A 25,379-nucleotide genomic window follows, 5' to 3' on the forward strand; every position below is an offset into this window, starting at 1 on the left:
TCCTGTAGTGCTCCTCGTCCCGGGAAGCCAGCTTCTCGAGGTGAAAGGCGTAACCCGGCGGCCGGTCCGACCTGGTAGCGCTGCGCCACAAACCATCACACCAAGCGACCGGCAGGGGAACGGCGGGACTGCTAGGCGCGCAGCCAGGACATGCCGGCCAACCGGTACAGCTGGCGGATCTCGGTCAGATGCAGCAGTTTGGCCACGGCCAGGAACAGGACCGCGCCGACCGCGGCGGCCATCGTCCACGCGAACGGGTCCGCCGCGGTCAACAACGCGGTCGCGATGCCGGCGGCGCCGGTGGCGATGGCCACCTTGGCGTGGGTGCGCAGCAGGCGGTGGCCGTCGAGGCGGCCCAGGCGGCGGCGCAGGATGAGGGCCGAGGCGAGCAGGCCGCAGGTGTAGGCGAGGGCGTACGCCACCGGGATCGCGACCACGACCCGGGCCGGCGGCAGCGTCCCGCCGGCGACCAGGCAGCCGAGGACGCCGACCGCGGTGACGCCGGTGGTGATCAGGGCTGGGGTGCGTGTGTCCTGCAGGGCGTAGAAGCCGCGCTGGAGGATGGCGTACGCCGTGAACGGCACCAGGGCCACCCCGAACGCGGCGACCGTCAGGCCCAGCTGGTCGACCGCGGCCGGGGAGCTGTTGCCGTGGGCGAACAGCAGCGCGGCGATCCGCGGGCCCAGCAGCAGCATGGCGGCCGCGATCGGGGCCATCACGACCACGGCCAGGCGCACGGCGCGGGACAGGTCGTCGGTGACGCTGGGCAGGTCGTGGCGGGCGGCGTGGCGCGACAGGCGGGGCAGGATGGCGGTCATCACCGAGAGGGCGATCACCGCGTACGGCACCTGGAAGATCGCCGAGGCGTTCTGGTAGACGCTGACGCCGCCGTCGCCGCTCAGGGAGGCGGCGCGGGTGGCCACGGCGAGGAGCACCTGCGCGGCGGCCACCGACAGCAGCACCCAGCCGCCGAGGCGGGCTATCCGGCGCAGGCCGAGGCCGCGCGGGTCGAGCCGCGGGCGCAGCGGGAAGCCGTCGCGGTGCAGGGCCCACACCACCAGCGCCATCTGGGCGAAGACGCCGGCCGTGGTGCCGGCGGCCAGCAGGGTCAGGCTGGGTACCGCCAGGTACAGCAGTCCCACGGCGATCACGACGACGCTGTTGGCCAGCGGAGCCCACGCGGGGGCGGCGAAGTGGCCCCGCGACGTTGTACGCGTCGAGCAGCCGGCCGCCGAGCCCCAGGGCCGAGGCCACCACGAGGATCCGTGCGAACCCGGCGACGCGGGAGACCAGGGTCGCCGCCGCCAGGCCGCGGCCGGCCTGTCCGAGGGAAGTCATCGCGCCCATGGTAGGCGGGCGCCGCACGCGGGTAAGCAATGTCGTCATGGCGCTGCCGATCGAGGACTACGCGATCATCGCCGACACGCAGACCGCCGCGCTGGTGGGCCGCGACGGCACCATCGACTGGCTGTGCGTGCCGCGTTTCGACTCCGGGGCGATCTTCGCGGCGCTGCTGGGCGACGAGGAGAACGGGCACTGGAGCATCGCCCCCGAGGGCGAGTTCACGGTCCGGCGACGCTACGCCGGCGAGACGCTCGTGCTGGAGACCGAGTTCGAGACCGCCGGCGGCGTGGCGCGCCTGACCGATTTCATGCCGCCCCGCGACACCGAGGCGCCTTCGGTGGTACGGATCGTCACCGGCGTCCGCGGGCGCGTCGACATGACGATGGTGCTGCGCCTGCGATTCGATTACGGGCAGGTCGTCCCGTGGGTCTATCAGGAGCGGGGCGACCTGGTGGCGGTCGCCGGCCCGGACGCCGCCTGGCTGCGGACGCCGGTGCGGACGCGCGGCGAGAACATGGCCACGCGGGCCGAGTTCACCGTCGGGCCCGGTGAGACCGTCCCGTTCGTACTGACCTGGCGGCCCTCGCACCTGCCACCACCCGAGCCGGTCGACCCGGTCAGAGAACTCGGCGTCACCGAGGGGTACTGGCGGGGCTGGGTCTCCGCGTGCACCTACGAGGGCGAGTGGCGCGACGCCGTCGTCCGCTCGCTGCTGACTCTGAAGGCTTTGACGTACGCGCCGACCGGCGGCATCGTCGCCGCGGCGACCACCTCGCTGCCGGAGAAACTGGGCGGCGTCCGCAACTGGGACTACCGGTTCTGCTGGCTGCGGGACGCCACCATCACGCTGCAATCCCTGCTCTTCTCGGGTTTCCAGAGCGAGGCCACGGCCTGGCGCAAATGGCTGCTGCGGGCCATCGCCGGCAACCCGGCCGAGCTTCAGATCATGTACGGCGTGGCCGGTGAACGCCGCCTCGACGAGTACGTGGCGACGTGGCTCACCGGCTACGACGGCAATCCCGTCCGGATCGGCAACGCCGCCGCCGGGCAGTTCCAGCTCGACGTCTACGGCGAGGTGATGGACGCCCTGCACCAGGGCCGCCGCGCCGGGCTGAAGGCCGACGACCCGGCGTGGGGCCTGCAGTGCAAGCTGATGGAATTCGTCGAACAGCACTGGCGCGACCCGGACGAGGGCATCTGGGAGGTGCGCGGCGGCCCCAAGCAGTTCGTGCACTCCAAGCTGATGGCCTGGGTGGCGGCCGACCGGGCGGTCAAGGCGGTCCAGGAGTTCGGCCTGCCCGGCCCGCTGAAGCGCTGGGTGAAGCTCCGCGACGAGATTCATGCCGAGATTCTGGCCAAGGGGTACGACAAGAAACGGCGGACCTTCACCCAGTACTACGGCTCCGTCGAGCTCGACGCGGCGTTGCTCATGGTTCCGCTGGTCGGTTTCCTGCCGGCGGACGACGAGCGGGTGATCGGCACGGTCGCCGCGATCGAGGAGAACCTGCTGGTCGACGGCTTCGTGCAGCGCTACACCCAGCATTCCGGCACGGACGTGGACGGCCTGCCGCCGGGCGAGGGCGCGTTCCTGGCCTGCACGTTCTGGCTGGCCGACAACTACGCGCTGATGGGCCGCGCGGACCAGGCGCGGGAGACCTTCAGCCGCCTGCTGGCGTTGCGCAACGACGTGGGCCTGCTCTCCGAGGAGTACGACACGGAGGCCGGCCGCCTGGTCGGCAACTTCCCGCAGGCGTTCAGCCACGTCCCGCTGATCGACACGGCCCGTACGCTGACCGCGGCCCTCGCGCCGACCGAGGCCCGGATCAGGGAAGGGCGGAAGCCGGCTCCCGGCGCGACGTGACGTGACGTGACGCCGAGCTTGGCGAAGACCTCGCGCAGATGCCATGCCACGGTCCGGGGACTGAGGAAGAGCGCACTGCCGATCTCGGCGTTGGCACGCCGGTCAAATGATCATCGTCTCGTCCGGGAGCGTACCCGCCACGGCCGTGCTCTTCCCGACGTGTGAGGATGCGGGAATGCCGTACGGATACATCGCCTCGATGAAGACCCAGCCCGGTCGCCGCGACGAGGTCATCGACCTGCTCGTGGGCGGCGCCGACGGCCTGCGGGCGGCCGGCTGCCACCTGTACCTGGTCAGCGCCGCCACCACCGACGACGTCACGATCTGGGTGAGCGAGGTCTGGGAGTCGAAGCAGCACCACGACGACTCACTCAAGCTCCCCGAGACCCGCGCCGCCATCGCGACGGCCATGCCGATGCTGACCGGCGACTTCTTCGGTCAGGAGACCGAGGTCCGGGGCGGCCTGGGTCAGCCGTGACGACGACGGTGCTCGATCGTGTAGCGCAGCACCAGGAACGGGAAGCCGTAGAGGGAGAACGCGTGGTCGGCGCGCAGGACGCCGTCCTCGACGTGGACGTCGAGCTGTTCGGTGAAGCCGTGCACGGCCAAGGTGGTCAGGTCGCGGGTTTCGGGATCGATGTACGTCAGGTAGTGGCCGGGGTGCGGCAGTGAGCTGCGGCTGGTCAGGACCAGGCCGCCGCCGGGCCGGGGCTCGGGGAGGAGGGTCGCGGTGAAATTGCCCTGGGGTACGGGGAAACCGACGCTCACGTAACCGCGGCCGTCATGGCGGTACGTGGTGTAGATGCCGACGTAGATGGGCTCGTCGGTGTCGGCAAAGGAGCGGATCCACCCCCGTACGCCGATGAGCTCCGAATCCCGCGGGGTGATGGTGTCGATGCGGCTGCGGACGCCGCGCTGCGTCTCGCGCTGGTTCATCGGCACGTTGGCCTGGCCCAGCGGCCGGGCGACGAAGGTGCGGTAGAGCAGGTAGCCGGGGCGCACCCAGAGCCGCCACTCGGGCACGATGTCGAGCCGGAATCGGGTCGTGTGCTCGTAGAACTCCCGCACCAGCGGGTCGACGCCGGCGGGGTCGAACTGCGGGCCGGCGAGGTCGTCGAGCGACGCGACGATGCCCACGTCGTCGGCGCCGGCCTGGTACGTGCCGCCGAGCACGCCGGCCAGCTCCCGCACGTATCCGGTGCCGACGTAGCCGGCGCGCGCCTCCAGCGGCACCACGAACGGCAGTTCCCCGGCCGGCACCCGTTCGGCGAGCAGACCCACCTGCGGATCGCGGAACAGCACGGCCGCCAAGGCGCGGTAGCCGACGACGGCGCTCGCCGCGACCGCGGCCGGCGGCGCCGCACGCCGGGTCGCCAGGCGCCACGCGACCCCCACGGCGGCTCCGGCCACGGGACCCAGCGCCACCTTCTGCGGCCGCACGCCCAGCGCCCCGGCGACCGCCCCGGCCGCCGTGCCCACCGCCACCGGGCCGGCGCCGGTCACGCGGCCGCCGAGCCAGCCGGCCGGCGCGGCCAGCGCGCCGCTCATGACCACTCGCGACCACCAGGCCGGAATCTCCCCGGGCTTCTGACGGGCCCGCGACACCGCCTCGGCCGCGGCGAGCGCGGCCGCCCCCAGCATCGCCCCACGCCCGGGCCGCCGCCCCGCGACGGCGGCCCCGGCCAGCGCCCCGGTGATCGCCGCGAAAACCAGGCCACTGACTCGTTTGCCGCGCTCCCCCGCCGTCATGAGCGCACGGTAGCAAGCCCGGCCCGCGACACCCGCCCAGCATCCCCGCCGAGCCGCGCCCAGGGCCGGACGGCCCGCGCCCGGCCCCCGTCCGCCTCTGCCGGGCGTCCGCTCCGGGGCGTTTGCTGAGGGTGTCACCAGTGGACTCGGAGGTTGTGATGAAGCGCCATTGGATCGCCGCGGGATATGTCGTGTCGCTGCCTCTCGCGACCGCCGTCGTCCTTGCCGCCGCCGCTGCTGTCGAGGCCGCGACCCGGCGGATTCGGGGCCGCTGAGCGTCGAGGGACCCCGGCCGTCGGTTCACGCGCGGCGGGTCCGTTCGCCGTACCGTTAGGCAACGGCCGGGTCCCGCTGAAGCATCGGCGGGACCGGACGGGGGCGGGGGTGTGCTGTGATCATCAGACCGGCGACGGTGGCGGATGTCGAGCGGCTCGCTGACATCGTGGTCGAGGCCGGTGGGTACGACGCGGAGTGGCGCGCCCGCTTCGTCGAGTGGAGCCGGCGGACCATAGTGGACGCCGATCCCGCCAACGTGCTGTCCGTCATCGAGGTCGATGGGGCCGTGGCCGGGCGGCTGCGTGTGGTGCGGGACGCCGAAGGCCTTCGGCTGGCCGGGATTCAGCTCGATCCGGCCGTACGGAATCGGGGCCTCGGCACCGAGATCGTCCGCGGCCTGGAACGCGCGGCCGCGCGGGACGGCGTACCCGTGCTCATCGGGGTCGAGAAGGACAACCACGGCGCGCGGCGGCTCTACGAGCGGCTCGGCTACCGGCGGTTCGGCGAGACCGAGGACGAGTTCCTCTATCACAAGACGGTTCGGGACTTAGGTCCCGGACTGGGCGGGACCTGCTCCTCCTGACCTTCGGGGTACCGCGGACCACGCTGAGGGCGTGTCCAGAGAACCCGCGACCGATGTCGTGCCCGGAACCGCGCCGCTGCTGGCGGCCCGCCGCTTTCTGACCGGGGAGACCGTGGGCGACCACGGCCGTACGCTCCACGAGGTCAGCCGGAACGGATGGGAGTCCTTCTACCGGGACCGGTGGCAGTACGACCGGGTGGTCCGCTCGACGCACGGGGTGAACTGCACCGGCTCCTGCTCGTGGAACGTCTTCGTCAAGGACGGGCTGATCACCTGGGAGCACCAGGCCACCGACTATCCGACGACCGGGCCCGAGACGCCCGACTACGAGCCGCGCGGCTGCCCGCGGGGGGCTTCCTTCTCGTGGTACGAGTATTCGCCGTCGCGCGTGCGCCACCCGTACGTCCGCGGGGTCCTGGCCGAGATGTTCCGGGAGGCGCGGCAGCGCCTGAACGACCCGGTGCTGGCGTGGGCCGAGATCGTGGAGACGCCGCTGAAGGCGCGGGCCTACAAGGCGCAGCGCGGCCGCGGCGGCTTCGTCCGGGCCTCCTGGGACGAGGCGATCGAGATGATGGCGGCCGCGCACGTCTACACCACCAAGACGTACGGGCCGGACCGGGTCGTCGGTTTCTCGCCCATCCCGGCCATGTCGATGGCCTCGTTCGCGGCCGGCACCCGCTATCACGCGCTGCTGGGCGGGACGCTGCTGAGCTTCTACGACTGGTACGCGGACCTGCCGGTGGCCTCCCCGCAGATCTGGGGCGACCAGACGGACGTCCCCGAGGCCGGCGACTGGTGGAACGCCACGTACCTGATGATGTGGGGTTCGAACATCCCGGTGACCCGCACCCCGGACGCGCATTTCCTGGCCGAGGCCCGATACCGGGGCACGAAGGTCGTGGCGGTCAGCCCGGACTACGCCGACAACGTGAAGTTCGCCGACGACTGGCTCGCCCCTCATCCGGGCACTGACGGCGCCCTGGCCATGGCGATGGGCCACGTCATCCTCAAGGAGTTCTTCGTCGACCGCCAGGTCCCCTACTTCCTGGACTACGTCCGGAAGTACACGGACCTGCCGTTCCTGGTCACGCTCCGCCGCAGCGGCGACGTGTGGGCCGCCGACCGCTTCCTCACCGCAAGTGACCTGGGCCAGGACCGGGGCGACCACAAGACCGTACTGATCGACGAACGCACCGGCGAACCACACGTACCCAACGGATCCTTGGGTTTCCGGTACGGCGAAGAGGGCCGCTGGAACCTCGACCTGGGCGACGTGGTCCCGGCCCTGGGGGTCACGCCCGGCGAGAACGTCGAAGTCGACCTTCCCCGGTTCGACGTGGGCGAGACCGAGGGCGGCACCACGATCAGGCGCGGCGTCCCCATCCGCTGGATCGCCGGCCACGCCGTCACCACCGTCTTCGACCTGGTCATGGCCCAGTACGGCGTGCAGCGGGGCGATCTGCCGGGCTACGGCGACACCCTGAACACCCCCGCCTGGCAGGAACAGATCACCGGCGTTCCCGCCGCCGTGGCGACCCGGATCGCCCGCGAGTTCGCCCGCAACGCCGAACGCAGCCGGGGCCGCTCGATGATCGTGCTGGGCGCCGGCGCCAATCAGTGGTTCCACTCCGACATGACGTACCGGGCCTTCATCTCCCTGGTCACCCTCACCGGCTGCCAGGGTGTCAACGGCGGGGGCTGGGCCCACTACGTCGGCCAGGAGAAGGCCCGCCCGCTCACCGGCCAGCAGCACCTGTCGTTCGCCTTCGACTGGCAGCGCCCCATGCGGCACCAGGCCGCCACCCCGTTCTGGTACCTGCACACCGACCAGTGGCGCTACGAGCGGGTGGCCGCCGACGAGCTCTCGTCCCCGCTCGGCACGGGCCGGTTCGCCGGGATGGCCTTCGCCGACACGGTCGCGGCCGCCCAGCGCATGGGCTGGTCCCCCGGCCACCCGTTCTTCAACCGCAATCCCCTCGACCTCTGCGACGAGGCCGAAGCCGCGGGCCGGCCGGTGGACGAGTACGTTGTCGGCGCCCTGAGAAGCGGACAGCTCGCCAGCGTGGCGGAAGACCCCGACGACCCGGCCAACTACCCGCGCTGCCTCACCCTCTGGCGCTGCAATCTTCTCGGCTCGTCGGGGAAGGGCAACGAGTACTTCATGCGCCACCTGCTCGGCGTCGACGGCGCCGCCACGGCTGAGGAGTGCGACCCCGCCCATCGCCCCCGCGACGTCGCCTGGCGGGACGAGGCCCCGACCGGCAAGCTCGACCTGCTCACCACTGTGGACTTCCGGATGACGAACACCGGCCTGCACTCCGATCTCGTCCTGCCGGCCGCCACCTGGTACGAGAAGAACGACATCTCCACCACCGACATGCACCCGTTCGTCCACGCCTTCAGCCCGGCCGTCGAGCCGCCGGCCGGCGCGCGCACCGACTACGACGCGTTCCTGGCCCTGGCCGACAAGGTCTCCGACCTGGCCGAGACCCACTTGGGGGTACGCCGTGACGTGCTGGCCGTGCCGCTGCAGCACGACACCCCGGACGAGCTGGCCATGCCCGGCGGTCGGGTCCGCGACTGGAAGCGCGGCGAGTGTGAGCCGGTCCCCGGCCGGACGATGCCCAAGCTCGTCGAGATCGAACGGGACTACACCGCGATCGGGCGCAAGATGCGCACGGTCGGCCCGCTGCTCGACTCGGCCGGCACCACCACCAAGGCGATCACCGTCGACGTCACCCCCGAGATCGCCTATCTGAAGCACCAGAACGGCGTCATCGACGGCCGCCCGTCCCTGGCCACCGCCGACCGCATGTGCGAGGCCATCCTCGCCCTCTCCGGCACCACCAACGGCCGGGTCGCCGCCGCCGGCTTCGCCGCGCTCGAGAAGCGCACCGGGCAACAGTTCCTGGATCTGATCGAGGGGCACGAGCAGGACCACATCACGTACGAGGACACGCAGCGCGCGCCGCAGGCGGTCTTCACCAGCCCCGAGTGGTCCGGTTCGGAGAAGGACGGCCGCCGCTACTCGCCGTTCACCCTCAACGTCGAACGGCTCAAGCCCTGGCACACCGTCACCGGCCGGCAGCACTTCTTCGTCGAGCACGACTGGATCGCCGAGCTCGGTGAGCAGCTGCCCGGCTTCCGGCCCCCGCTGAACATGGCCCGGCACTTCGGCGGCCCGGGCGAGGCGGTCGACGGCGGGGTGACCGTACGCTTCCTGACCCCGCACGCGAAGTGGTCCATCCACTCGATGTACCACGACAACGAGCTCATGCTCGCCCTGTCCCGCGGTGGCCCGGTGATCTGGATGAGCGTCCAGGACGCCGCCAAGATCGGCGTGGCCGACAACGACTGGATCGAGGCCCACAACCGCAACGGCGTCGTCGTCGCCCGGGCCGTGGTCAGCCACCGCATGCCCGAGGGCACCGTCTTCCAGTACCACTCCCCCGAGCGCACGGTGAACGTCCCCAAGGCCGAGAAATCGGGCCGCCGCGGCGGATACCACAACTCGATGACCCGGCTGCTCATCAAGCCCACCCACCTGGCCGGCGGGCACGGCCAGCTCACGTACGCCTTCAACTACTACGGCCCGATCGGCAGCCAGCGCGACGAGATCACCGTGATCCGCCGCCGGACCCAGGAGGTGGAGTACTGATGCGCATCCGCGCCCAGGTCGCCATGGTGATGAACCTCGACAAGTGCATCGGCTGCCACACCTGCTCGGTGACGTGCAAGCAGACCTGGACCAACCGGGAAGGCACCGAGTACGTCTGGTTCAACAACGTCGAGACCAAGCCGGGCATCGGCTATCCGAAGCACTACGAGGACCAGGAACGCTGGAAGGGCGGCTGGGTCCTGGACGCCAAGGGCCGGCTCACGCTGCGCTCGGGCGGCCGGGTCAAGCGGCTCAGCCGGATCTTCGCCAACCCGGACCTGCCGTCGATCGACGACTACTACGAGCCGGCCACGTTCGACAAGGACATTCTGGTCAGCGCGCCCGGCGGCCTGAAGGACACGCCGGTCAAGCGGCCGCGCTCGGCCCTGACCGGCGAGCCGATGGCGGTGACGTGGGGCGCCAACTGGGAGGATTCGCTCGGCGGTCAGTCCGGCCGGGACGATCCGAACCTGGCCCGGATGGCCGGCAAGGTGAAGTTCGAGTTCGAGAAGACCTTCATGTTCCACCTGCCGCGCATCTGCGAGCACTGCCTCAACCCGGCCTGCGTCTCGGCCTGCCCGTCCGGCGCCATGTACAAGCGTGAGCAGGACGGCATCGTGCTGGTCGACCAGGACAAGTGCCGCGGCTGGCGGATGTGCGTGACCGGCTGCCCGTACAAGAAGGTCTACGTCAATCACGCGACCGGCAAGGCCGAGAAGTGCACCTTCTGCTTCCCGCGGATCGAGGCCGGTCAGCCCACCATCTGCTCGGAGACCTGCGTCGGCCGCCTGCGCTATCTGGGCTTGCTGTGGTACGACGAGGACGCCGTGCTCGCCGCGGCCTCGGCGCCCGAGTCCGAGTTGCTGGACGCGCAGCGCGGGGTCTTCCTCGACCCGTACGACGAGCAAGTGCGACAGGCGGCGAGAGAGGCCGGGTACGCCGAGACGTGGATCGAGGCGGCCCAGGCGTCCCCGGTCTGGAAGCTGATCAGCGAGTACCGGATCGCGCTGCCGCTGCATCCGGAGTACCGCACGCTGCCGATGGTCTGGTACGTGCCGCCGCTGTCGCCGGTGCTGGACGCGGCCGGGGCCGCCGGGCGCGACGACACCGACGCCGACGAGGTCTTCCACACGATCGACGAGCTGCGGATCCCGGTCGAATACCTGGCCGAGCTGTTCACCGCCGGAGACGCGGCCGCGGTCGGCGGGGTGCTGATGAAGCTGGCCGCGATGCGCTCCTACATGCGGGCCCGCACCCTCGACGGCACCGTCACCCAGGACCTGCTGGACACCATCGGGATGGACGCCGAGCAGGTCGAGGCCATGTACCGGCTGCTGGCCGTGGCCAAGTACGGCGACCGGTACGTGGTGCCGGCCGCCCTGTCGGCCGACGCGGCCGCGCTCGAGGAGGAGGTGGCCTGCCCGGTCGGCTCCGAGGCCGGCCCGTTCTTCCCGGCCGGCGGTCTGCGGGTGCGGTCATGAGGGCCCGGACGTTCCAGCTGGCCTCGCTGCTGCTCACCTACCCGGACGAGGAACTGCTGGCGGCCGCGCCGGAGCTGCGGGCGGCGGCGGCCGGCAACGAGCCGATCACGGCCTTCCTGGACTGGCTGCTCGGCACGCCCCTGATCGACTGCCAGCGGCACTACGTGCAGACCTTCGACCTGCGCCGGCGCTCCGGGCTCTACCTCACCTACTACCTGCACGGCGACACCCGCAAGCGCGGCATGGCCCTGCTCGTGCTGAAGCAGCGCTACCGCGCCCATGGCCTGACCCTGGCCGGTGGCGAGCTGCCCGACCTGCTGCCGGTGGTGCTGGAGTTCGCGGCGGTGGCCGGTCCCGGCGACGGGGAGGCCCCGCTGCGCCAGCACCGGCAGGGGCTCGAACTGCTCCGGTCGGCGCTGAGCGAGTCGGGTTCGCCGTACCGAGAACTGCTCGAAGCGGTCTGCGCGATCCTGCCGCCGCTCACCGGCGACGACCTGGCCGCGATCACCGCGCTGGCCGTCGACGGGCCGCCGGTGGAAAGCGTCGGCGTGTCTGTGGAGGGATACAAATGAGCACGCTGGTGTGGGTCGTGCTGCCGTACGCCTGCCTCGCGGTCTTCGTGGCCGGGCACATCTGGCGGTGGCGGCGCGACCAGTTCGGCTGGACGACGCACACGAGCCAGCTCCTGGAGAACCGCCTGCTGCGGCTCGGCTCGCCCCTGTTCCACCTGGGCGCGTTCGGCGTCATCGGCGGGCACGCGCTCGGCCTGGTCGTCCCGGCCTCGGCCACCGCGGCGATCGGCGTCTCCGAACACGCGTACCACCTGGTCTCGGTCTCGGCCGGCACGGTGACCGGCCTGATGCTGGTCGTGGGCCTGGCCCTGCTGATCGCCCGCAGGCTCGTCAGCGGCCGCGTCCGGCGGGTCACCACAACCATGGACAAGGTGCTGTATGCGTTCCTCGCGCTCATGGTCGCGCTGGGCATGTCGGCCACGATCGGCCGCAACCTGCTCGGCGGCGGCTACGACTACCGGGAGACGATCGCCGTCTGGTTCCGCGGCATCTTCTGGTTCCAGCCGCACACGTCGCTGATGACCGGCGCCCCGCTCGTCTACCAGCTGCACGCCGTGGGCGGCTTCCTGTTCCTGGCCCTGTGGCCGTTCACCCGCCTCGTGCACGTGTGGTCGGCCCCCATGGCGTACCTCTGGCGCCCCTACGTCGTCTACCGCGGAAGGCGGACCACCATGAGCACAACTCGGAATCGGCCGGGCGTCATGCTCGCCCTGGCCACCATCGGCTTCGCGGTGAACTTCTGGGCGTGGGCGCTGCTCAGCCCGCTGGCCGCGACGTTCACCACCGACCTGCGCCTGAGCTCCTTCCAGCAGTCGCTGCTGGTGGCCGTGCCGGTGGTGGTGGGCTCGCTCGGCCGGATCCCGGTCGGCGCGCTGACCGACCGCTTCGGCGGCCGCGTGATGTTCCCGCTGGTGTCGCTGGCGACGATCGTCCCGGTGCTCTACCTGGGCCTGCTCGGCCACGATTCGCTGGCCGCCCTGCTGATCGGCGGCTTCTTCCTCGGCATCGGCGGCACCGCCTTCGCCGTGGGCGTCCCGTTCGTCAACGCCTGGTTCCCGCCGTCACGCCGCGGCTTCGCCGTGGGTGTCTTCGGCATGGGCATGGGTGGCACCGCGATCAGCGCCCTCACCACGGTCAAGCTGGTCGACGCGAGCACCCTGCGCACCCCGTTCCTGCTGACGGCGGCCGTCCTGGCGGTGTACGCCGTCATCGCCTGGCTGGTGCTGCGCGACGCCCCCGGCCGCGCCGTCCCCACGACCCCGTTCACGTCACGCCTGGGCGCCACCGTCCGGCTGCGCATCACCTGGCAGGCCGCGGCCCTGTACGCGGTCGCCTTCGGCGGCTACGTCGCCTTCTCGGTCTACCTGCCCGCGTACCTGAAGAACGCCTACGGCCTGACCCACGCCGACGCCGCCAACCGCATGGCCGGCTTCGTCCTGCTGGCGGTCCTGATGCGCCCGGTCGGCGGCTGGCTCTCCGACCGCGTCGCCGCCAGCCGCGTCCTGGCCCTGAGCCTGGCCGCCGTCGTCGGCGGCGCCCTGGTGCAGGCCTTCACCCCCGGCCTGGCCCCCGTCGGCACGGCCGCCTTCCTGCTGATGGCGGCCGCCCTGGGCACCGGAAGCGGCGCCACCTTCGCCCTGGTGGCCCAGAAGGCGCCCGCCAACCAGGTCGGCTCGGTGACCGGCGTCGTCGGCGCGGCCGGCGGCGTCGGCGGCTTCGTCCCCCCGCTCATCATGGGCGCCGTCTACGGCAGCTACCACTCGTACGCCCTCGGCCTGGTCCTCCTGGCGATCGTGGCGCTGGCCGCCCTGGCCCTGGACCTCATCTCCGTGGGCCGCCGCCGCGCGGCCACCGCCTGAAGGACTCACCCATGTGCGAATACTGCGGCTGCCAGTCGGTCACCGCCATCGAGGAGCTGACCCGCGAACACGACACCGTCGTCGCCCTGATCAGCACCGTCCGTACCACCACCGATCCCGGCCGGATGGCGGCCCTGTCCCGCGAGATCGCCGCCGTCCTCGGCCCACACACCGAAGTGGAGGAGCACGGCCTGTTCCCCTTGCTGGCCGGCGACTTCCCCGACCAGATCCACGCCCTGGAGTCCGAGCACCGCCACGTGGAGGCCGTCCTGGCCGAGGCCGCCCACGGCACCCCCACCGACCCGGCGTGGCCGCACCGCCTGATCGTGACCCTGGACCTCCTGAGAGACCACATCCTCAAGGAGCAGGACGGCGTCTTCCCGGCCGCCCTGACCACCCTCACCGGCACCGACTGGGACACGGTCGACAAGGTCCGGGCCGCGGTCTCACAGGCAAGCTGACCCCCGTTCACTCCGACTCCACCACCGTGAACGGCGGCCGGACACCCTCGGTGAGCTCGGCCGCCGTTTCGAGGGCCATGACCGCACGGTGCCGGCTGCCGGCGGACGACCTGGCCGTGGAGTGCAGCGACCCCAGGGCGACCACGTGCCATCCGTCGCTGCCCGCCGAGTCCCCGCCCACCGTCACCGTACGCCCATCCGTGATCCCCACGATGCACGTCATGACGTCACTCTCCACGGCCCGCGGGTCGTTGCCCATCGCCCGCCGCGTCGACCCGCCTGCCCCGCCCGCCGCAGCCGGGCCTACGCCGAGGCGCTCCGCGCGCTGATGGGCGAGGCACCGAAGTGCCCGCGGCTCAGCACCGCAAGCGTTCCTCGTAGAAGGTGCGTATGGCGGTCAGCTCCGCGATCGCGTCCTCGAGCTCGGCGGGGGCGTCGTGCACGCTGGCGGCCGCGGCGGTGAGCTGGCGGTGGAGCTCGAGGAAGGTGTCGCCCTGGATGTGGATGCCGGGATGGGCTCGGCCGGGCAGGTGGGTCACCGCGAGGTTGCCCTCGCGGGCCAGGATGTGGGCGCTCTCGCCGGTCACGGCGTCAGCTGGGCGGGTAACGGGCGGCCGGGGCCGTACGTCGTGCCGGCCCGGTCGCGTTCCAGCCAGCCCGTGTCGACGAGCATCCGGCGTACGCCCGCGACGTCGTCCGTCACCTGGGCCAGGCGGGTGTTGATCTGATCCTCGTCGCAGAGGCCGTCCAGGGCCAGGTAGCGGGCGAACAGCTCGCCGATCAGCTCGTAGCGTTCGCCCAGCGTCGGTGGCAGGCTCGTGAGGCGGCCGTGGGCGAAGTTGCCGCGCAGCTGGGGATAGTCGCGCAGCAGCGGGGCCATCGGCTGGAGGGCGTCCACCGCGGAGGCCGCCTCGCGCAGGGCGCCGGCGTCGGCCCGGTAGACGCCGTTGCCCGTTCCGGTGGCCAGGCCCGCCGCGACCAGGCGGGCCAGGCTCTCGCCCGCCTTCTGGACCGGGACGTCGATGGTGAAGGCCAGCTCGGCGATCGTGGCGCCCTCGGCGCCCCGGCGCACCAGTTCGGCGTACGCCGCCAAGCGGTGCGGGACGGCGAGCTGGCTGAGCATTTCGGCCGCACGGGCGGCGTCGGCGGACATCCCGTCACCGTAGGGCGGCACGGCTCGGCGCGCGACCCCATTTCGGGCGGCCCCGCTGACCGGCGGCCGGCCACCGGTCAGCGCGAACGGCACACCGCCGTCAGCGGTGCAGGTGGTGCTTCCAGTCCGCGGGGACGGCGCCGGCCGGGCCGGGCGCCGGCTGGTCGATCGGGTGGCTGTCGGCCGGGGCCAGGCGCGGGCCGTTGCCCGCCTCCTCGGTGCTGAAGTCCCAGAACCAGTCCTCGCCGGGCTCGAAGGACTGGATGATCGGGTGGCCGGTCTCGCGCCAGTGCGCGCTGGCGTGCTGCGACGGGGAGGAGTCGCAGCAGCCGATGTGCCCGCACTGGGCGCAGCGGCGCAGGTGGAACCACCATCCGTCGGCCTCGAGGCACTCGACGCAGCCGGTGCCGGACGGCGGGACGTGGGGCTGGATCGGGTCGTTCGTCACTTCGCTGGTCACGAGGAGCAACCTACCCGAGCGACACATGCGTCAGGCTGCATCGTCCGTCACATCGGCGAACTGCCCGCCCAGGGCGGCGACCGCCTCGTCGGCCGCGACCTGAAGGCCCACCCCGCGCTCGCCGGCGCCCAGGTTGATCGTGCGGCCGCGGGTGCGCTCGTCGGCGATGACCGGCCAGTCGCCGGCGGCGCCGAACGGGGTGATCGTGCCGCGCTCGTATCCGGTGGCGGCCAGCGCGGTGGCGGCGTCGGGCATCGAGAGGCGGTTCACGCCGAGCAGGGCGCGCAGCTTGGGCCAGGAGATCTGCCGGTCGCCCGGGACCAGCACGAGCACGTAGTCGCCGTCGGCCCGCCGTACCACCAAGGTCTTGACCAGATCCTGGATCTCGACGCCCTGGGCCCGGGCGGCCTCGGCGACGCTGGCGACGGGTCCGTGGCGCAGCAGCTTGGCGGAGACGCCCAGCGCGAGGGCGGCGGTTTCGGCGGGATTCGACATGTGATCAACCGTAGACAGCGAACAGGCCACATCCGAAGCGGATGTGGCCTGTTCTACGCGCGTTCAGTCGCGACCCCGGCGGTGGTCCCGCCAGTCGTCGTGGTCGTCGTCCCGGTCGACCGTGAGCTTCCAGTCGCCGCGGTGCGGGCCACGCCAGACGTACTCGCAGTCCGAGTCCTCCCACCAGCCGCGACGCTCGCCACGCCAGCCGGCGCGCTCGCAGTCACGGCGGCTGTCGTAGTAGCCGGCCACGTCGTCATCGTCGTCGTCCCACGGGCGCACCTGGGTCTGCGTCGCGCCCTGCGGAGACGAGGCAGCCGTGGCCGCCTGTGCGGGACCCGCACCGATCGTCACGCCCGTGACCAGGCTCAGTCCGACGAGTGTCAGGATCCGCGTTGCGGTTTTCATGTCTCACCTTTCCTCGAGCCGATGTGTTCGCCTACAGGCCATCACGCTCGTAAGCCGCATACCTGGCAACAGCCACCTTTGGGGCGTTCGGTCGAGGAGGCCCTGGATGACCGGCCGGATTTTGGACGATCGGCTGCGCGCCGAGAAACAATGTGCAAAGCGAAGATCATGAGCGAAGGAGCTCCGCATGACCGGCAAGCCCGTCCTGGAACCCGGACCGGACCACCCGATCACGATCACGCCGAACCCGGCGCACATCGTGGTCACCGTCGGCGGCAAGGTCGTCGCCGACACCCGCAACGCTCTGACGCTGCAGGAGTCGACGTATCCGGCGGTGCCGTACATCCCGCTCAGCGACGTCGACCAGTCGCTGCTGGCCGACAGTCAGACCGAGAGCTACTGCCCCTACAAGGGCGACGCCAGCTACTACTCGATCCCGGCCGGCGGCGAGAAGTCGGTGGACGCCATCTGGGTCTACCGCGACCCGCGCCCGGCGGTGGCCGAGATCAAGGACCATGTGGCGTTCTACCCCGACCGGGTCGACTCGATCTCGATCGAGGACTGAGCGGGGGCCATCGTCACCGCCGCGCTCCGGCCCACCCCCAGCAGGGCGGACAGCAGCAGCAGGAGCGCGAGCAAACGGAGGAACGGCACGGATCAAGCAGATCCGGTACGGCCCGGCTTGGCGGTCAAGCCGGGCCGCTGTTACCTCGAAAGGGGTCGCCTGTTGCGCCGGCCGCCGGTCAGCCGAGCGGCCCCACAGGCAGGACATAGCGCGGGCACAGGAACGCGAGGCACCGTCGTCCGCGTGCGCAGAAGATCATTACTGCTCGGTACGGCCGTCGCGGCCGGAGCCGTGGCCATGAGGGCGACCGCCGCCGGCGCGGCCGGCCGGGGGACGGCGTCCGCGTCCCGGATCCTGTCCTCGGTCAAGACCTCGACGCTGACGCCGCGACCGGTCACCGTGTACGAGCCGCCGGGCGGCACCCCGCCGGCCGGGGTCAACTCGGTCGGGCGGGCCGATTACACCTTCACCCGCGACGGCCGGTCGCTGCCGACCCGGGTCTGGTATCCGGTCGGCCCCGGCCCCTACCCGGTGCTGGTGTTCAGCCACGGCATGCTGTCGCAGCCCGACGACTACGCCGCGCTGCTGATCAGCTGGGCCCTGACCGGGGTGGTGGTGGCCGCCCCGCTCTATCCGCACACCTCGCTCGGCACGGCCGCGTTCAACGCGTACGACGTCGCCAATCAGCCCCTGGACGCCTCGCACGTGCTCACCGAGATCGCCGCGCAGAACACGGTGGCCGGGCCGTTGCAGGGCCGGGTCGACGCCTCGCGGATGGCCGCCGGCGGGCACTCGGCCGGTGGGATCACCACCGCCGGGCTGTTCAGCGCCTACCGCGACGAGCGGCTCCGGGCCGGGATCGTGCTGGCCGGCACCGACTTCCTGGCCACCCCGTTCGGCGGGCCGCCGGCCGCGATGCTGTTCGTGCACGGCCGCCGGGACGACACCGTGAGCTGGCCGGCCGGGCACACCGTCTTCGAGGCGGTGCCCTGGTCACGGGCCATGCTGTCGTTCACCGACGGCGGCCACCACACCAGCACGGCCGAGTTTCCCCTCCTCAGCGCGGCCGGAGCCCGCTTCCTGCGCTGGTCGCTGTACGGCGGTGTGCCCGCACTGTCGGCGGGCACTCTCGGCGCCGTCGAGAATCAGCTCCAGGCCGCCCGGACCAGCGCCGGATCCACCTCGTAGGGCGTGTACAGCGAGATCCGGTCGACCAGCCCGCCGAAGCGCTCCCGCAGGTTCGTCCCCACGTCGCCGCCCACCGCGAAGGTGTCCAGCACGTCGTCGGTGATCAGCGCGGTCATCTCGGCCCACGCCTGCCGCCGGGACAGCCCGTTGAGCTGGTCGGCCAGCTCACTCCAGCCGTGCAGCTCGAACACCGGCCGGTAGGCGGGCGTCGACGCGTAGAAGGCGATCTGCCCCTTCACGGCCTGTTCCGCCCGCGACCGCGCGGCCGCGTCGGCCCCCAGCACGACCATGGCCGACAGGCCGAGCGAGAAGCCGTCCAGCTCGCCGCCACGGGCCTCCCGCAGCGCCGGCCGGGTGCGCTCGCGCAGGTAGGCGGCGCTGGTCAGCGGATGGGCGAGCAGCCCGTCACCGACGCGGCCGGCCACCCGGGTCATCCGCTCCCCCACGGCGGCAATCAAGATCGGAGGGTTCCCGTACGGGTTCTCGCCCGGATTGAAGAAGTCGGACATCAGCGTGTGCCGGTAGAACTCGCCCCGGAACGCCAGCCGGTCACCGCTCGCCCACGAATGCCAGATGGCCCGGATCGCCCGGACGAACTCCTCCATGCGCGCGGCCGGGCGCCCCCACGGCATCGCGAAGCGGCGCTCGATGTGCGCCTGGACCTGCGAGCCCAGGCCGAGCTGGAAGCGGCCGGCCGAGATGAGCTGCAGATCGTTGGCGAGCACGGCCACGCTCATCGGGTTGCGGGCGAACGCCACCGCGATCGCCGACTGCAGCGTGATCCGCTCGGTGGCCCGGGCGGCCAGCGCCAGGGCCGGGAACACGTCATGCCGCGTCTCGGCCGCCGCGAACCCGTCGTACCCGTCCCGCTCCGCCGCGGCCGCGGCCGCCTCCACCTGCGAGGGCGTGGCCGCGACGTCGGCGGCGAAGTCAACCAGCATGATCTCTTGATAGCACCCGGGCCCGGATCCAGCTCACACAGGCCTTGTCGACCGCCGCGAACGGCACCCCGAACGCCTCGCGCGCGGCCTGGTCGTACTCGTTGTCCCGGGTCAGCACGAGCCGGACGAAGGTGAACAGCTTCGGCTCGCCGTACCGCTGGGCCATGCAGTCGACGGCGAAGTGGCTCAGCCCGTAGAAGGCGTCCCCGGCCCGGCTCGGCGCGTCCGGTCCCGGCTTGACCGGAACCATCGACCGCGGCGCCCCGGCCCGCAGCTGCCACCGCACACTGTCCCGGCGCAGGCTGCGGGCGGCGGTCCGCGGCGACCAGCCGATGTACTCGGCGACGCCCTCGGACAGCCACGTGTCGGCGGCCGCGTCGGCCCGGTAGGCGCCGGCCAGCGTCACGACGTGCCCGAGCTCGTGCTGGAGGGCGACCCGCAGAAACTCCGGATGGTCGGCCAGCTTGCTCATCCGCAGGACCACGTCGGTGGCGTACATGTTCAGCGGCACGGCGAGCCCGACCGCCCAGTCGTTCTCCTCCCCGCCGTACCAGGTCCGCCACTGCCGATCCCCGGCCAGGTAGATCCGGTACCGCGACTGCGGCGTGCCCATCAGCGCGGCGAACCGGTCGTCGGCCCGCGCCGCCGCCTCGGCCACCGGCAGCAGCCGGGCCAGGTGCCGCCGCTCGGCCGGCGCGGCCAGCAGGGTGACCCGCGACCCGCGCAGCACGGCCAGATCACCGGCCTCCCACGGCGCCGGATGCCGCGGATGGGCCTCCGGTGCGGGCGTGATCGAGCTGATCACGTACCGGGCACCCAAGGGTTTGAGAATCAGTTTCTGCTCCACGCGCGGCGGCTGCTGCCACTGCGCCCCGGGCCGCCCCGGGCACATGTCGGTGCCGAGGCAGTACGAGATCTCCACCCGAAACTCCACGGCGGCGCGATCGTCGCGGACCGGACGGCCGACCCCCGGCGCATAGTCGAACCGGGTCACCTCGAGCGCCCGCAACGACCGGAACATGGCCCGGTAGCGCCGGTGCAGCGGCGGCGCGACAACGGCCAGCCAGGCCCGCTCGTCACCGCGCAACAGGGCAGCCGACTGCTCCCGCAGCGACTCCACGGCCCGGTCGTACGGCCCCGGCCGGGGTGGCACGGCCACGGCCCTCTCCGGTTCGGGCCGCGACGTGACCACACCGACGGTCAGCAGGAGGGCGCCGGCCAGAACGCACGCGGTGAAGGCGGCTCGGCTGCGCGTCTCCGTCATGCCTCGGATCTAAGCAAATAGCGGGCACAGACATCTACACCCGCCACTCAAGGTCACCGCCATGCCGCATCTGCTCACCCCCCGTCAGCGACCTCCTGAACGCCGCCCGGACCTGCGCATTCGTCACCCTCCAACCACTCGGCGAGGCCGACATCAGGATCACCCACCCCGACGGGGCATTCCCGCTGACCACGTCGATGAGCTACCCCCGGAGGGCTACAAGCCGTACGCCATCAGCACAAACCACCCCGAGCAGGTGCCGGTCACCGGAACCGCCGCCTGCCCCGGCGAGATCCACACCGGTCCCGGCCGGTGACCTGGCCGACTTCTGGCGGCACATCTTCACCCTCCAGCCGGCGCTCCCGGTGGCGGCCTGCCCGGCGCAGTGTGCTGGTCCGCCGCCACGACGACAGACTCGACAAACTGCACAGCGCCAGCGTGGTCGGTTCGCTGACACCGTCTCGTGAGGACACGTGGCTGCTGGCGCCGTCCCGGCTGGTCGAGACCGGCGCGCACCACAAGGCCAGGGTCGCCGGCCAGATTCAGCTGATCCGCGGTCTGCGCGCCACAACACAGCGCTACCTCACGAAGCGTGGCCTGGCCCGCCCGCGAGTGCTGTGGTCGAACTATCGCGAAATGCGCTCCACGCTGCCGAAATAGCCTTCCCCAACAGCACCGGCCTCCTCCCGGACACACGCTCTGCGGTCGCCGCCGAACTCGACGGCGAACCCCGGACGACCCTCGACCGGAACCCGCCCGCCGAACGCTTCGCTGAACTTGTCGAGAAGTCTCGCAGCCAGCCACGAACTTCCGCAGATCGCCTGTGGATAGCCGGCGAGTGTGGACAACCCCGGTTTACCCGCGATCTTGTGGTACGCGCCGAAGCCGGGGAGGGGCACGCTCGTGCGCTGAGCGCAGGCGCCGGAGACGGGCGGAGGCTGACTCTCACACAGAACGCAGCGGGCGGCGACAACACCGGCAGAGGCTGGCTCTCACGCAGAGCGCAGCGGGCGCCACAGACGGACGGGGGCCGGCTCTCGCGGGCGCCGCAGACAGGCGAGGGCCGGCTCTCGCGGGCACCGGAGACCGGCAGAAATCGGCTGGGGTGCTGGGCCGCGATACCCGGAGCCGGGCCGGCTTCCGGTTAGGCGCCGGCGCCGAAGATGGGCAGGGGCAGGCTGATGACGTCGACCGTCCAGCGCTGGGACCGGGGGCAGGGGCGCTGGACGGCGGCGTCGCCGGCCAAGGTCAGGCATTTGGCGCTGTGGACGTTCTGGAAGCGGGCCGTCTCGCCGGTCGAGTCGCGCAGGCGCCAGAGGCGGGAGGCGTGGCTGTCGCAGGTGTAGAGGTCGGCGCGCGCGTGGTCCCGTGTGCCGGCCCCGACGATGGACAGGCACTTGCCGGTGGCGACGTTGAGCACCTGAAGCGCGCCCCCGGTGTCGGTAGTCGGCCGCAGCCGCCAGCGGAAGGCCTCACCGCGCCCGCACGGCCGCTGCACCAGCGCCGTGGTCAGGCATTGCCGGCTGGCCGCGTTGATCATCTGGAACTCGAGCCCGATCAGGTCGACGGGCCCCGGTCGCCCGGCCCCCGCGGAGCCACCGGACACCGCCCCGCCCCGGGAGGCCGCCGGACCGTCCTGCAACGCCGAACCGCCGGAGGCCACGGGACCGGCCTGCAACGCCGAACCGCCAGAGGCCGCAGGACCGGCCAGCGACACCGAACCGCCAGAGGCCACGGGACCGGCCAGCGACGCCGAACCGCCGGAGGCCGCAGGGCCGGCCTGCGATGCCGAACCGCCTGACGTGGCCGCACCGTCGGGGGCCGCCGGGCCGGCCGGGGCCGCCGGGCCGGCCGGGGACGCCGGGCTGTTGGATACGGCCGTGCCGTCGGGGGCCATGGGAGCGGCCTGCGCCGCGAGCGGCGGGGCCGAAAGGCACACTGACAGGGCAGCACTCAGGGCGAGGGCGGCAGCAGAGAGGCGCATGACGTCCACTTTATCCGGGTTTGTGCTGTTTTCGTGTGAGGTGGGAGTGCGGGTCGAGATCGGCGTTCTGGGTCCGGTCACCGCCTGGTCGGTGGCGGCTCCGGCGGCCGGCTGGGCCGGATCCGCTCCGGGCGGCGGCTTGGAGGGTTCTGCGGCGGGGGCGGCAATCGGGCTCAAAGGACCTGCTCACCGCGCTGTGCTGGCACGTCTTGTCGTCGCACGGGGGCGTGTCGTGCCGGTCGGGCACCTCGTCGACGATCTGTGGCCGGTGGCGGCGCCCGATGGGGCGGTCGCCGCCGTACGTACCTTTGTCGCCGCCCTCCGCCGCGCCCTGGAACCGGACCGGCCCCGCCGCGCCCCCGCGTCGCTTCTCGTCACCGAAGGCCCCGGCTATGCCCTGCGGGCCGGCCCCGACAGCGTCGACGCGTGGCGCTTCGAGCGGGTCGTCACCGCCGACCGGCCGCTCGGCGAGGACGAACTGACCACCGCCCTCGCCCTGTGGCGTGGACCCGCCTACGCCGACTTCCCGGAAGCTCCCTGGGCCCGCGCCGACCGAGCCCGCCTCGCCGAGCTTCGCCTGCGGGCCGTGGAACGGCTCGCCGAAGCCCGCCTCGCCGCCGGGCGGCCCGCCGCGGCCGTGGCCGACCTCGACGCCCACGTCACCGAACACCCCTGGCGTGAGGAGGCCTGGCGCCTTCTCGCCCTGGCCCTCTACCGGTCGGATCGCCAGGGTGACGCCCTCGCCGTTCTCCGCCGGGCCCGCGCGCAGCTGGCCGACCGGCTCGGCATCGATCCCGGCCCGGCGCTGCGCCGCCTCGAGACCGACATCCTCCGGCACGACGCCGAACGGCACGACGCCGGACGGCACGACGGCGAACGGCACGACGCCGGACGGCACGACGGCGAACGGCACGACGGCGGACGGCAGCGGACCGCGCCCGCCGGGGAGGTCTGGGCCGGCGTGGCCGCCGACTACGATCGGCTGGTCGCCGCCGGAGCCCGGGCGCGCCTCGACTCCACCGTCGGGCTGCTGCGCGGCCTCGCCGTCACCGGCGGCGGTGGCCTGGCCGCGGCCCGCCGGCATCGGGTCGCCGCGATCGCGGCCGCCGAGGAACTCGGGGATCCCGCGCTGACCGCGAGGGTCATCGGGTCGTACGACGTACCGGCCGTCTGGACCCGCTCCGACGACCCGGTTCAGGCCGCCGGCATCGTCGCCGCCGCCGAGCGGACCCTGGCCGCCCTCCCGCTTGACGCCGCCGCCGCTCGGGCCCGGCTGCTGGCCACCATCGCCGTCGAGTCGCGCGGTGTCCGCGACGATCATCCCCGCGCGTGCGCGCTCGAGGCCGAACGGCTCGCGCGCGAGCTGGACGATCCGGGGCTGCTCGCCTTCGCGCTCAACGGCGTCTTCATGCAGAGCTGCCACCGCACCGGCCTGTCCCCCGAGCGGGACGCCGTCGGGGCCGAGCTGATCGGGCTGGCCGCCGCCCACGGCCTCGTCACCGCCGAGGTGCTCGGCCATCTGATCCGCCTGCAGGCCCTCTCGGCGCGCGGGGACTTCGCCGGCGCCGGCCGCCACGCCGACGCCGCCGACCGGCTCGCCGCCCGGCACGAGCTGCCCCTGGTCGCCGTCTTCACGACCTGGTTCCGCGCCCTGCGCCAAGCCGCGACCGGCGGCACACCCCTCCCCGTGGCCGAGGCGGCCTTCCGCCGGGCGGCGGACCGGCTCGACGGGGCCGGCATGCCCGGCCTCGAGCGGGGCCTGCTCCCCCTGGCCGTGCTCTGCCTGCGGGTCTGGCACGGCGAACCGGCACCCGACGACGACTACGGGCCGTACGAGCCGTGGTGCCGTCCGCTCGTGCTGATCGCCGACGGGCGTACCACCCAAGCTCGTGAAGCCCTGCGAAACGCCCCCGACCCGCCGGCCGACCTGCTCGCCGAAGCCCTCTGGTGCCTGCTCGCGCGCGCCCCCACCCTCCTGGGCGACCAGCCCGTACGAGACCGGGCCCGTGCCGCGCTCGCCCCGGCCGCCGGGGAGATCGCCGGCGCGGCCAGCGGTCTCCTCACGGCGGGACCGGTCGCCGGCTACGCCTCGGTGCCGGTGTAGAACGCGTACGTCCGGTCGGCCCTCGCCTTCGCCGCCTCCGGGTCCTCGCCCTGGGCGACCGACGCCGCCGCCCACGCGTCGGTGCTCGACCGCATGAACGTCTGGCCCGCCACAGTGGTGTGCCAGTCCTGCATGGTCGACGGGTGGGGCGCGTTCTCCCGTTCGCTGATGTAGCTGGCCAGCCCGTACAGCCCGAGATCCCAGCCGACGCCGGTGGCTCCCGGCCCGTACACGTCCCAGAACTGCTCCTCGACATGCGCCACGTGCTCCAGCGTGAAGCGGGTGCCGCCGTCCTCGGCGTTCAGGCGCACCTCGATCCAGCTGATCTGCCCGCCGAACTCCCACGTCGCGTCGTAACCGTGCGGCTTGTCGCAGCGGGAGATCGTGCCGCTCGCGTTGCCGGTGAGCTCGTAGCGGCCGCCCTCCTTGAGCTCGCCGGAGATCGGCAGGAACCAGCGCGGGATCCGCTCGGCGCTCGTCACAACCTCCCACAGGTCGTCGATGTCCGTGTCGTACACCTGGCTGATCGTCATGACGCGGGCCTCACCCGCCTCCAGGACGCGGCTTCCGAGCGTGCGGCGTACCTGGCTGATCTGTTCCTTGACGTCCACTTTCGGTCCTTTCCTGATTCAGCTCGCCGGCGAGCCGGCGCTGTCGCTTGCCCCGCGCCACCTCGGTGGCCATGGCGGCCAGATGAGGAGCCCAGAACCGTCGAAACCGCGCCAGCCACGCGTCGGCCTCGCGCAGCGCGGTGTCGTCCACCGCGTACAGCCGGCGGGCCCCCTCGGGCCGCACCGTTGCGAAGCCGTTGTCCCGCAACACCTTCAGGTGCTGGGAGACCGCGGGCTGGGAGATGCCGAACTCGGCCTGAACCACCCGGGTGATCGCCCCGGACGACTGCTCCCCCTCGGCGAGCAGCTCCAGGATCCGCCGGCGAACCGGGTCACCGAGAACATCGAACGCGTGCACGGCC

25 protein-coding genes and 2 pseudogenes are annotated in these 25,379 nt (G+C 72.4%); 14 read left to right on the forward strand and 13 right to left on the reverse strand.

The features are described 5' to 3' along the window. Positions 1-131 precede the first annotated feature (131 nt). Positions 132-1,308, reverse strand: a pseudogene (locus AB0C26_RS21160) (lipid II flippase MurJ). Between the two features lie 76 nt (positions 1,309-1,384). Between AB0C26_RS21160 and AB0C26_RS21165 the strand changes: the two are divergent. Together AB0C26_RS21165 and AB0C26_RS21170 are read left to right on the forward strand one after the other, a co-directional pair. Next, positions 1,385-3,205: a glycoside hydrolase family 15 protein gene (locus tag AB0C26_RS21165; RefSeq protein WP_360249730.1), complete on the forward strand. Its 1,821-nt coding sequence runs from the start codon at positions 1,385-1,387 to the stop codon at positions 3,203-3,205. A gap of 175 nt (positions 3,206-3,380) precedes the next feature. Then, positions 3,381-3,683 (forward strand): putative quinol monooxygenase, encoded by a 303-nt coding sequence (locus tag AB0C26_RS21170; RefSeq protein WP_360249733.1) that lies wholly within the window; start codon positions 3,381-3,383, stop codon positions 3,681-3,683. Here the strand turns inward: AB0C26_RS21170 and AB0C26_RS21175 are convergent. Beyond that, entirely contained in the window at positions 3,674-4,954 is a 1,281-nt protein-coding gene (locus AB0C26_RS21175; RefSeq protein ID WP_360249736.1) for a hypothetical protein, read from the reverse strand. The genes AB0C26_RS21170 and AB0C26_RS21175 overlap by 10 nt on opposite strands. A 140-nt stretch (positions 4,955-5,094) precedes the next feature. Here AB0C26_RS21175 and AB0C26_RS21180 point away from each other — a divergent pair, with 140 nt between their 5' ends. The 8 genes and pseudogenes from AB0C26_RS21180 (at position 5,095) to AB0C26_RS21215 (ending at position 13,844) form a co-directional block, all read left to right on the forward strand. After that, positions 5,095-5,229 carry a hypothetical protein gene (locus AB0C26_RS21180; RefSeq protein ID WP_360249739.1) on the forward strand — a complete coding sequence of 45 codons (135 nt, stop codon included), beginning with the start codon at positions 5,095-5,097 and terminating at the stop codon, positions 5,227-5,229. A 116-nt stretch (positions 5,230-5,345) separates the two neighbouring features. Continuing rightward, positions 5,346-5,813 (forward strand): GNAT family N-acetyltransferase, encoded by a 468-nt coding sequence (locus AB0C26_RS21185; protein WP_360249741.1) that lies wholly within the window; start codon positions 5,346-5,348, stop codon positions 5,811-5,813. 76 nt (positions 5,814-5,889) lie between these two features. Next, positions 5,890-9,471 carry a nitrate reductase subunit alpha gene (locus AB0C26_RS21190; protein WP_360250018.1) on the forward strand — a complete coding sequence of 1,194 codons (3,582 nt, stop codon included), beginning with the start codon at positions 5,890-5,892 and terminating at the stop codon, positions 9,469-9,471. Continuing rightward, a complete protein-coding gene (gene narH, locus AB0C26_RS21195; RefSeq protein ID WP_360249743.1) occupies positions 9,471-10,952 on the forward strand; it encodes a nitrate reductase subunit beta in 1,482 nt (493 codons plus the stop codon). Before AB0C26_RS21190 ends, narH begins: the two co-directional genes overlap by 1 nt. After that, the gene (gene narJ, locus AB0C26_RS21200; RefSeq protein ID WP_360249746.1) at positions 10,949-11,524 is read left to right on the forward strand and encodes a nitrate reductase molybdenum cofactor assembly chaperone; all 576 of its coding nucleotides are present in this window, start codon (positions 10,949-10,951) and stop codon (positions 11,522-11,524) included. Before narH ends, narJ begins: the two co-directional genes overlap by 4 nt. After that, a pseudogene (narI, locus tag AB0C26_RS21205) lies at positions 11,521-12,189 on the forward strand (respiratory nitrate reductase subunit gamma); the annotation flags it as partial. The gene narJ and the pseudogene narI, both read left to right, overlap by 4 nt. Positions 12,190-12,195: 6 nt before the next feature. Then, positions 12,196-13,383, forward strand: a complete 1,188-nt coding sequence (locus AB0C26_RS21210) for an MFS transporter (RefSeq protein WP_360250021.1) — start codon at positions 12,196-12,198, stop codon at positions 13,381-13,383. Positions 13,384-13,394: 11 nt separating this feature from the next. Continuing rightward, entirely contained in the window at positions 13,395-13,844 is a 450-nt protein-coding gene (locus tag AB0C26_RS21215) for a hemerythrin domain-containing protein (RefSeq protein ID WP_360249749.1), read from the forward strand. Positions 13,845-13,851: 7 nt separating this feature from the next. Here the strand turns inward: AB0C26_RS21215 and AB0C26_RS21220 are convergent, their stop codons facing one another. From AB0C26_RS21220 to AB0C26_RS21245, 6 genes are all read right to left on the reverse strand, one after another. Continuing rightward, the gene (locus AB0C26_RS21220; protein WP_360249752.1) at positions 13,852-14,067 is read right to left on the reverse strand and encodes a hypothetical protein; all 216 of its coding nucleotides are present in this window, start codon (positions 14,065-14,067) and stop codon (positions 13,852-13,854) included. A gap of 133 nt (positions 14,068-14,200) precedes the next feature. Beyond that, the gene (locus tag AB0C26_RS21225) at positions 14,201-14,431 is read right to left on the reverse strand and encodes a DUF6959 family protein (protein ID WP_360249755.1); all 231 of its coding nucleotides are present in this window, start codon (positions 14,429-14,431) and stop codon (positions 14,201-14,203) included. Beyond that, the gene (locus AB0C26_RS21230; RefSeq protein ID WP_360249758.1) at positions 14,428-14,997 is read right to left on the reverse strand and encodes a DUF2087 domain-containing protein; all 570 of its coding nucleotides are present in this window, start codon (positions 14,995-14,997) and stop codon (positions 14,428-14,430) included. The genes AB0C26_RS21225 and AB0C26_RS21230 overlap by 4 nt, the downstream gene beginning before the upstream one ends. A 100-nt stretch (positions 14,998-15,097) precedes the next feature. After that, the gene (locus tag AB0C26_RS21235; protein ID WP_360249761.1) at positions 15,098-15,457 is read right to left on the reverse strand and encodes a UBP-type zinc finger domain-containing protein; all 360 of its coding nucleotides are present in this window, start codon (positions 15,455-15,457) and stop codon (positions 15,098-15,100) included. A 30-nt stretch (positions 15,458-15,487) separates the two neighbouring features. After that, a complete protein-coding gene (locus AB0C26_RS21240) occupies positions 15,488-15,952 on the reverse strand; it encodes a YbaK/EbsC family protein (RefSeq protein WP_360249763.1) in 465 nt (154 codons plus the stop codon). A gap of 63 nt (positions 15,953-16,015) precedes the next feature. Continuing rightward, on the reverse strand, positions 16,016-16,360 hold the full coding sequence (locus AB0C26_RS21245; RefSeq protein ID WP_360249766.1) for a hypothetical protein: 345 nt from the start codon (positions 16,358-16,360) through the stop codon (positions 16,016-16,018). Between the two features lie 187 nt (positions 16,361-16,547). Here AB0C26_RS21245 and AB0C26_RS21250 point away from each other — a divergent pair, with 187 nt between their 5' ends. After that, entirely contained in the window at positions 16,548-16,925 is a 378-nt protein-coding gene (locus tag AB0C26_RS21250; protein WP_360249768.1) for a DUF427 domain-containing protein, read from the forward strand. 243 nt (positions 16,926-17,168) lie between these two features. After that, positions 17,169-18,113, forward strand: coding sequence for a chlorophyllase (locus tag AB0C26_RS21255; RefSeq protein ID WP_360249771.1), 945 nt, complete (start codon positions 17,169-17,171; stop codon positions 18,111-18,113). Here AB0C26_RS21255 and AB0C26_RS21260 read toward each other — a convergent pair. Beyond that, complete coding sequence (locus AB0C26_RS21260) at positions 18,071-19,054, reverse strand: TIGR03617 family F420-dependent LLM class oxidoreductase (RefSeq protein WP_360249774.1); 984 nt, start codon at positions 19,052-19,054, stop codon at positions 18,071-18,073. The genes AB0C26_RS21255 and AB0C26_RS21260 overlap by 43 nt on opposite strands. Next, positions 19,044-20,318 (reverse strand): hypothetical protein, encoded by a 1,275-nt coding sequence (locus AB0C26_RS21265; RefSeq protein WP_360249777.1) that lies wholly within the window; start codon positions 20,316-20,318, stop codon positions 19,044-19,046. The genes AB0C26_RS21260 and AB0C26_RS21265 overlap by 11 nt, the downstream gene beginning before the upstream one ends. Positions 20,319-20,705: 387 nt before the next feature. On the opposite strand from AB0C26_RS21265, the gene AB0C26_RS21270 reads away from it, so the two are divergent. Next, positions 20,706-20,978: a hypothetical protein gene (locus AB0C26_RS21270; protein ID WP_360249780.1), complete on the forward strand. Its 273-nt coding sequence runs from the start codon at positions 20,706-20,708 to the stop codon at positions 20,976-20,978. Between the two features lie 484 nt (positions 20,979-21,462). Here the strand turns inward: AB0C26_RS21270 and AB0C26_RS21275 are convergent, their stop codons facing one another. Next, complete coding sequence (locus AB0C26_RS21275; protein WP_360249783.1) at positions 21,463-22,302, reverse strand: RICIN domain-containing protein; 840 nt, start codon at positions 22,300-22,302, stop codon at positions 21,463-21,465. On the opposite strand from AB0C26_RS21275, the gene AB0C26_RS21280 reads away from it, so the two are divergent. Then, positions 22,301-24,406 (forward strand): BTAD domain-containing putative transcriptional regulator, encoded by a 2,106-nt coding sequence (locus AB0C26_RS21280; RefSeq protein ID WP_360249786.1) that lies wholly within the window; start codon positions 22,301-22,303, stop codon positions 24,404-24,406. The two genes, AB0C26_RS21275 and AB0C26_RS21280, sit on opposite strands and share 2 nt — an antisense overlap. On the opposite strand, the gene AB0C26_RS21285 is transcribed toward AB0C26_RS21280, so the two are convergent. After that, entirely contained in the window at positions 24,385-25,017 is a 633-nt protein-coding gene (locus AB0C26_RS21285; RefSeq protein ID WP_360249789.1) for an SRPBCC family protein, read from the reverse strand. The genes AB0C26_RS21280 and AB0C26_RS21285 overlap by 22 nt on opposite strands. Next, a complete protein-coding gene (locus tag AB0C26_RS21290) occupies positions 24,950-25,375 on the reverse strand; it encodes a metalloregulator ArsR/SmtB family transcription factor (RefSeq protein WP_360249792.1) in 426 nt (141 codons plus the stop codon). The genes AB0C26_RS21285 and AB0C26_RS21290 overlap by 68 nt, the downstream gene beginning before the upstream one ends. Positions 25,376-25,379 lie beyond the last annotated feature (4 nt).

Origin of the sequence: Actinoplanes sp. NPDC048796, assembly GCF_040650035.1 — a bacterium.
Lineage (GTDB): Bacteria > Actinomycetota > Actinomycetes > Mycobacteriales > Micromonosporaceae > Actinoplanes.

What these genes read in the sequence shown, in the direction of transcription:
- AB0C26_RS21165 (WP_360249730.1), top strand. Translation starts at nt 1,385, where the DNA reads ATGGCGCTGCCGATCGAGGACTACGCGATCATCGCCGACACGCAGACC.
- AB0C26_RS21170 (WP_360249733.1), top strand. Translation starts at nt 3,381, where the DNA reads ATGCCGTACGGATACATCGCCTCGATGAAGACCCAGCCCGGTCGCCGC.
- AB0C26_RS21175 (WP_360249736.1), bottom strand. Translation starts at nt 4,954, where the DNA reads ATGACGGCGGGGGAGCGCGGCAAACGAGTCAGTGGCCTGGTTTTCGCG.
- narH (WP_360249743.1), top strand. Translation starts at nt 9,471, where the DNA reads ATGCGCATCCGCGCCCAGGTCGCCATGGTGATGAACCTCGACAAGTGC.
- narJ (WP_360249746.1), top strand. Translation starts at nt 10,949, where the DNA reads ATGAGGGCCCGGACGTTCCAGCTGGCCTCGCTGCTGCTCACCTACCCG.
- AB0C26_RS21210 (WP_360250021.1), top strand. Translation starts at nt 12,196, where the DNA reads ATGAGCACAACTCGGAATCGGCCGGGCGTCATGCTCGCCCTGGCCACC.
- AB0C26_RS21215 (WP_360249749.1), top strand. Translation starts at nt 13,395, where the DNA reads ATGTGCGAATACTGCGGCTGCCAGTCGGTCACCGCCATCGAGGAGCTG.
- AB0C26_RS21220 (WP_360249752.1), bottom strand. Translation starts at nt 14,067, where the DNA reads ATGACGTGCATCGTGGGGATCACGGATGGGCGTACGGTGACGGTGGGC.
- AB0C26_RS21230 (WP_360249758.1), bottom strand. Translation starts at nt 14,997, where the DNA reads ATGTCCGCCGACGCCGCCCGTGCGGCCGAAATGCTCAGCCAGCTCGCC.
- AB0C26_RS21240 (WP_360249763.1), bottom strand. Translation starts at nt 15,952, where the DNA reads ATGTCGAATCCCGCCGAAACCGCCGCCCTCGCGCTGGGCGTCTCCGCC.
- AB0C26_RS21245 (WP_360249766.1), bottom strand. Translation starts at nt 16,360, where the DNA reads ATGAAAACCGCAACGCGGATCCTGACACTCGTCGGACTGAGCCTGGTC.
- AB0C26_RS21250 (WP_360249768.1), top strand. Translation starts at nt 16,548, where the DNA reads ATGACCGGCAAGCCCGTCCTGGAACCCGGACCGGACCACCCGATCACG.
- AB0C26_RS21260 (WP_360249774.1), bottom strand. Translation starts at nt 19,054, where the DNA reads ATGCTGGTTGACTTCGCCGCCGACGTCGCGGCCACGCCCTCGCAGGTG.
- AB0C26_RS21265 (WP_360249777.1), bottom strand. Translation starts at nt 20,318, where the DNA reads ATGACGGAGACGCGCAGCCGAGCCGCCTTCACCGCGTGCGTTCTGGCC.
- AB0C26_RS21280 (WP_360249786.1), top strand. Translation starts at nt 22,301, where the DNA reads ATGACGTCCACTTTATCCGGGTTTGTGCTGTTTTCGTGTGAGGTGGGA.
- AB0C26_RS21275 (WP_360249783.1), bottom strand. Translation starts at nt 22,302, where the DNA reads ATGCGCCTCTCTGCTGCCGCCCTCGCCCTGAGTGCTGCCCTGTCAGTG.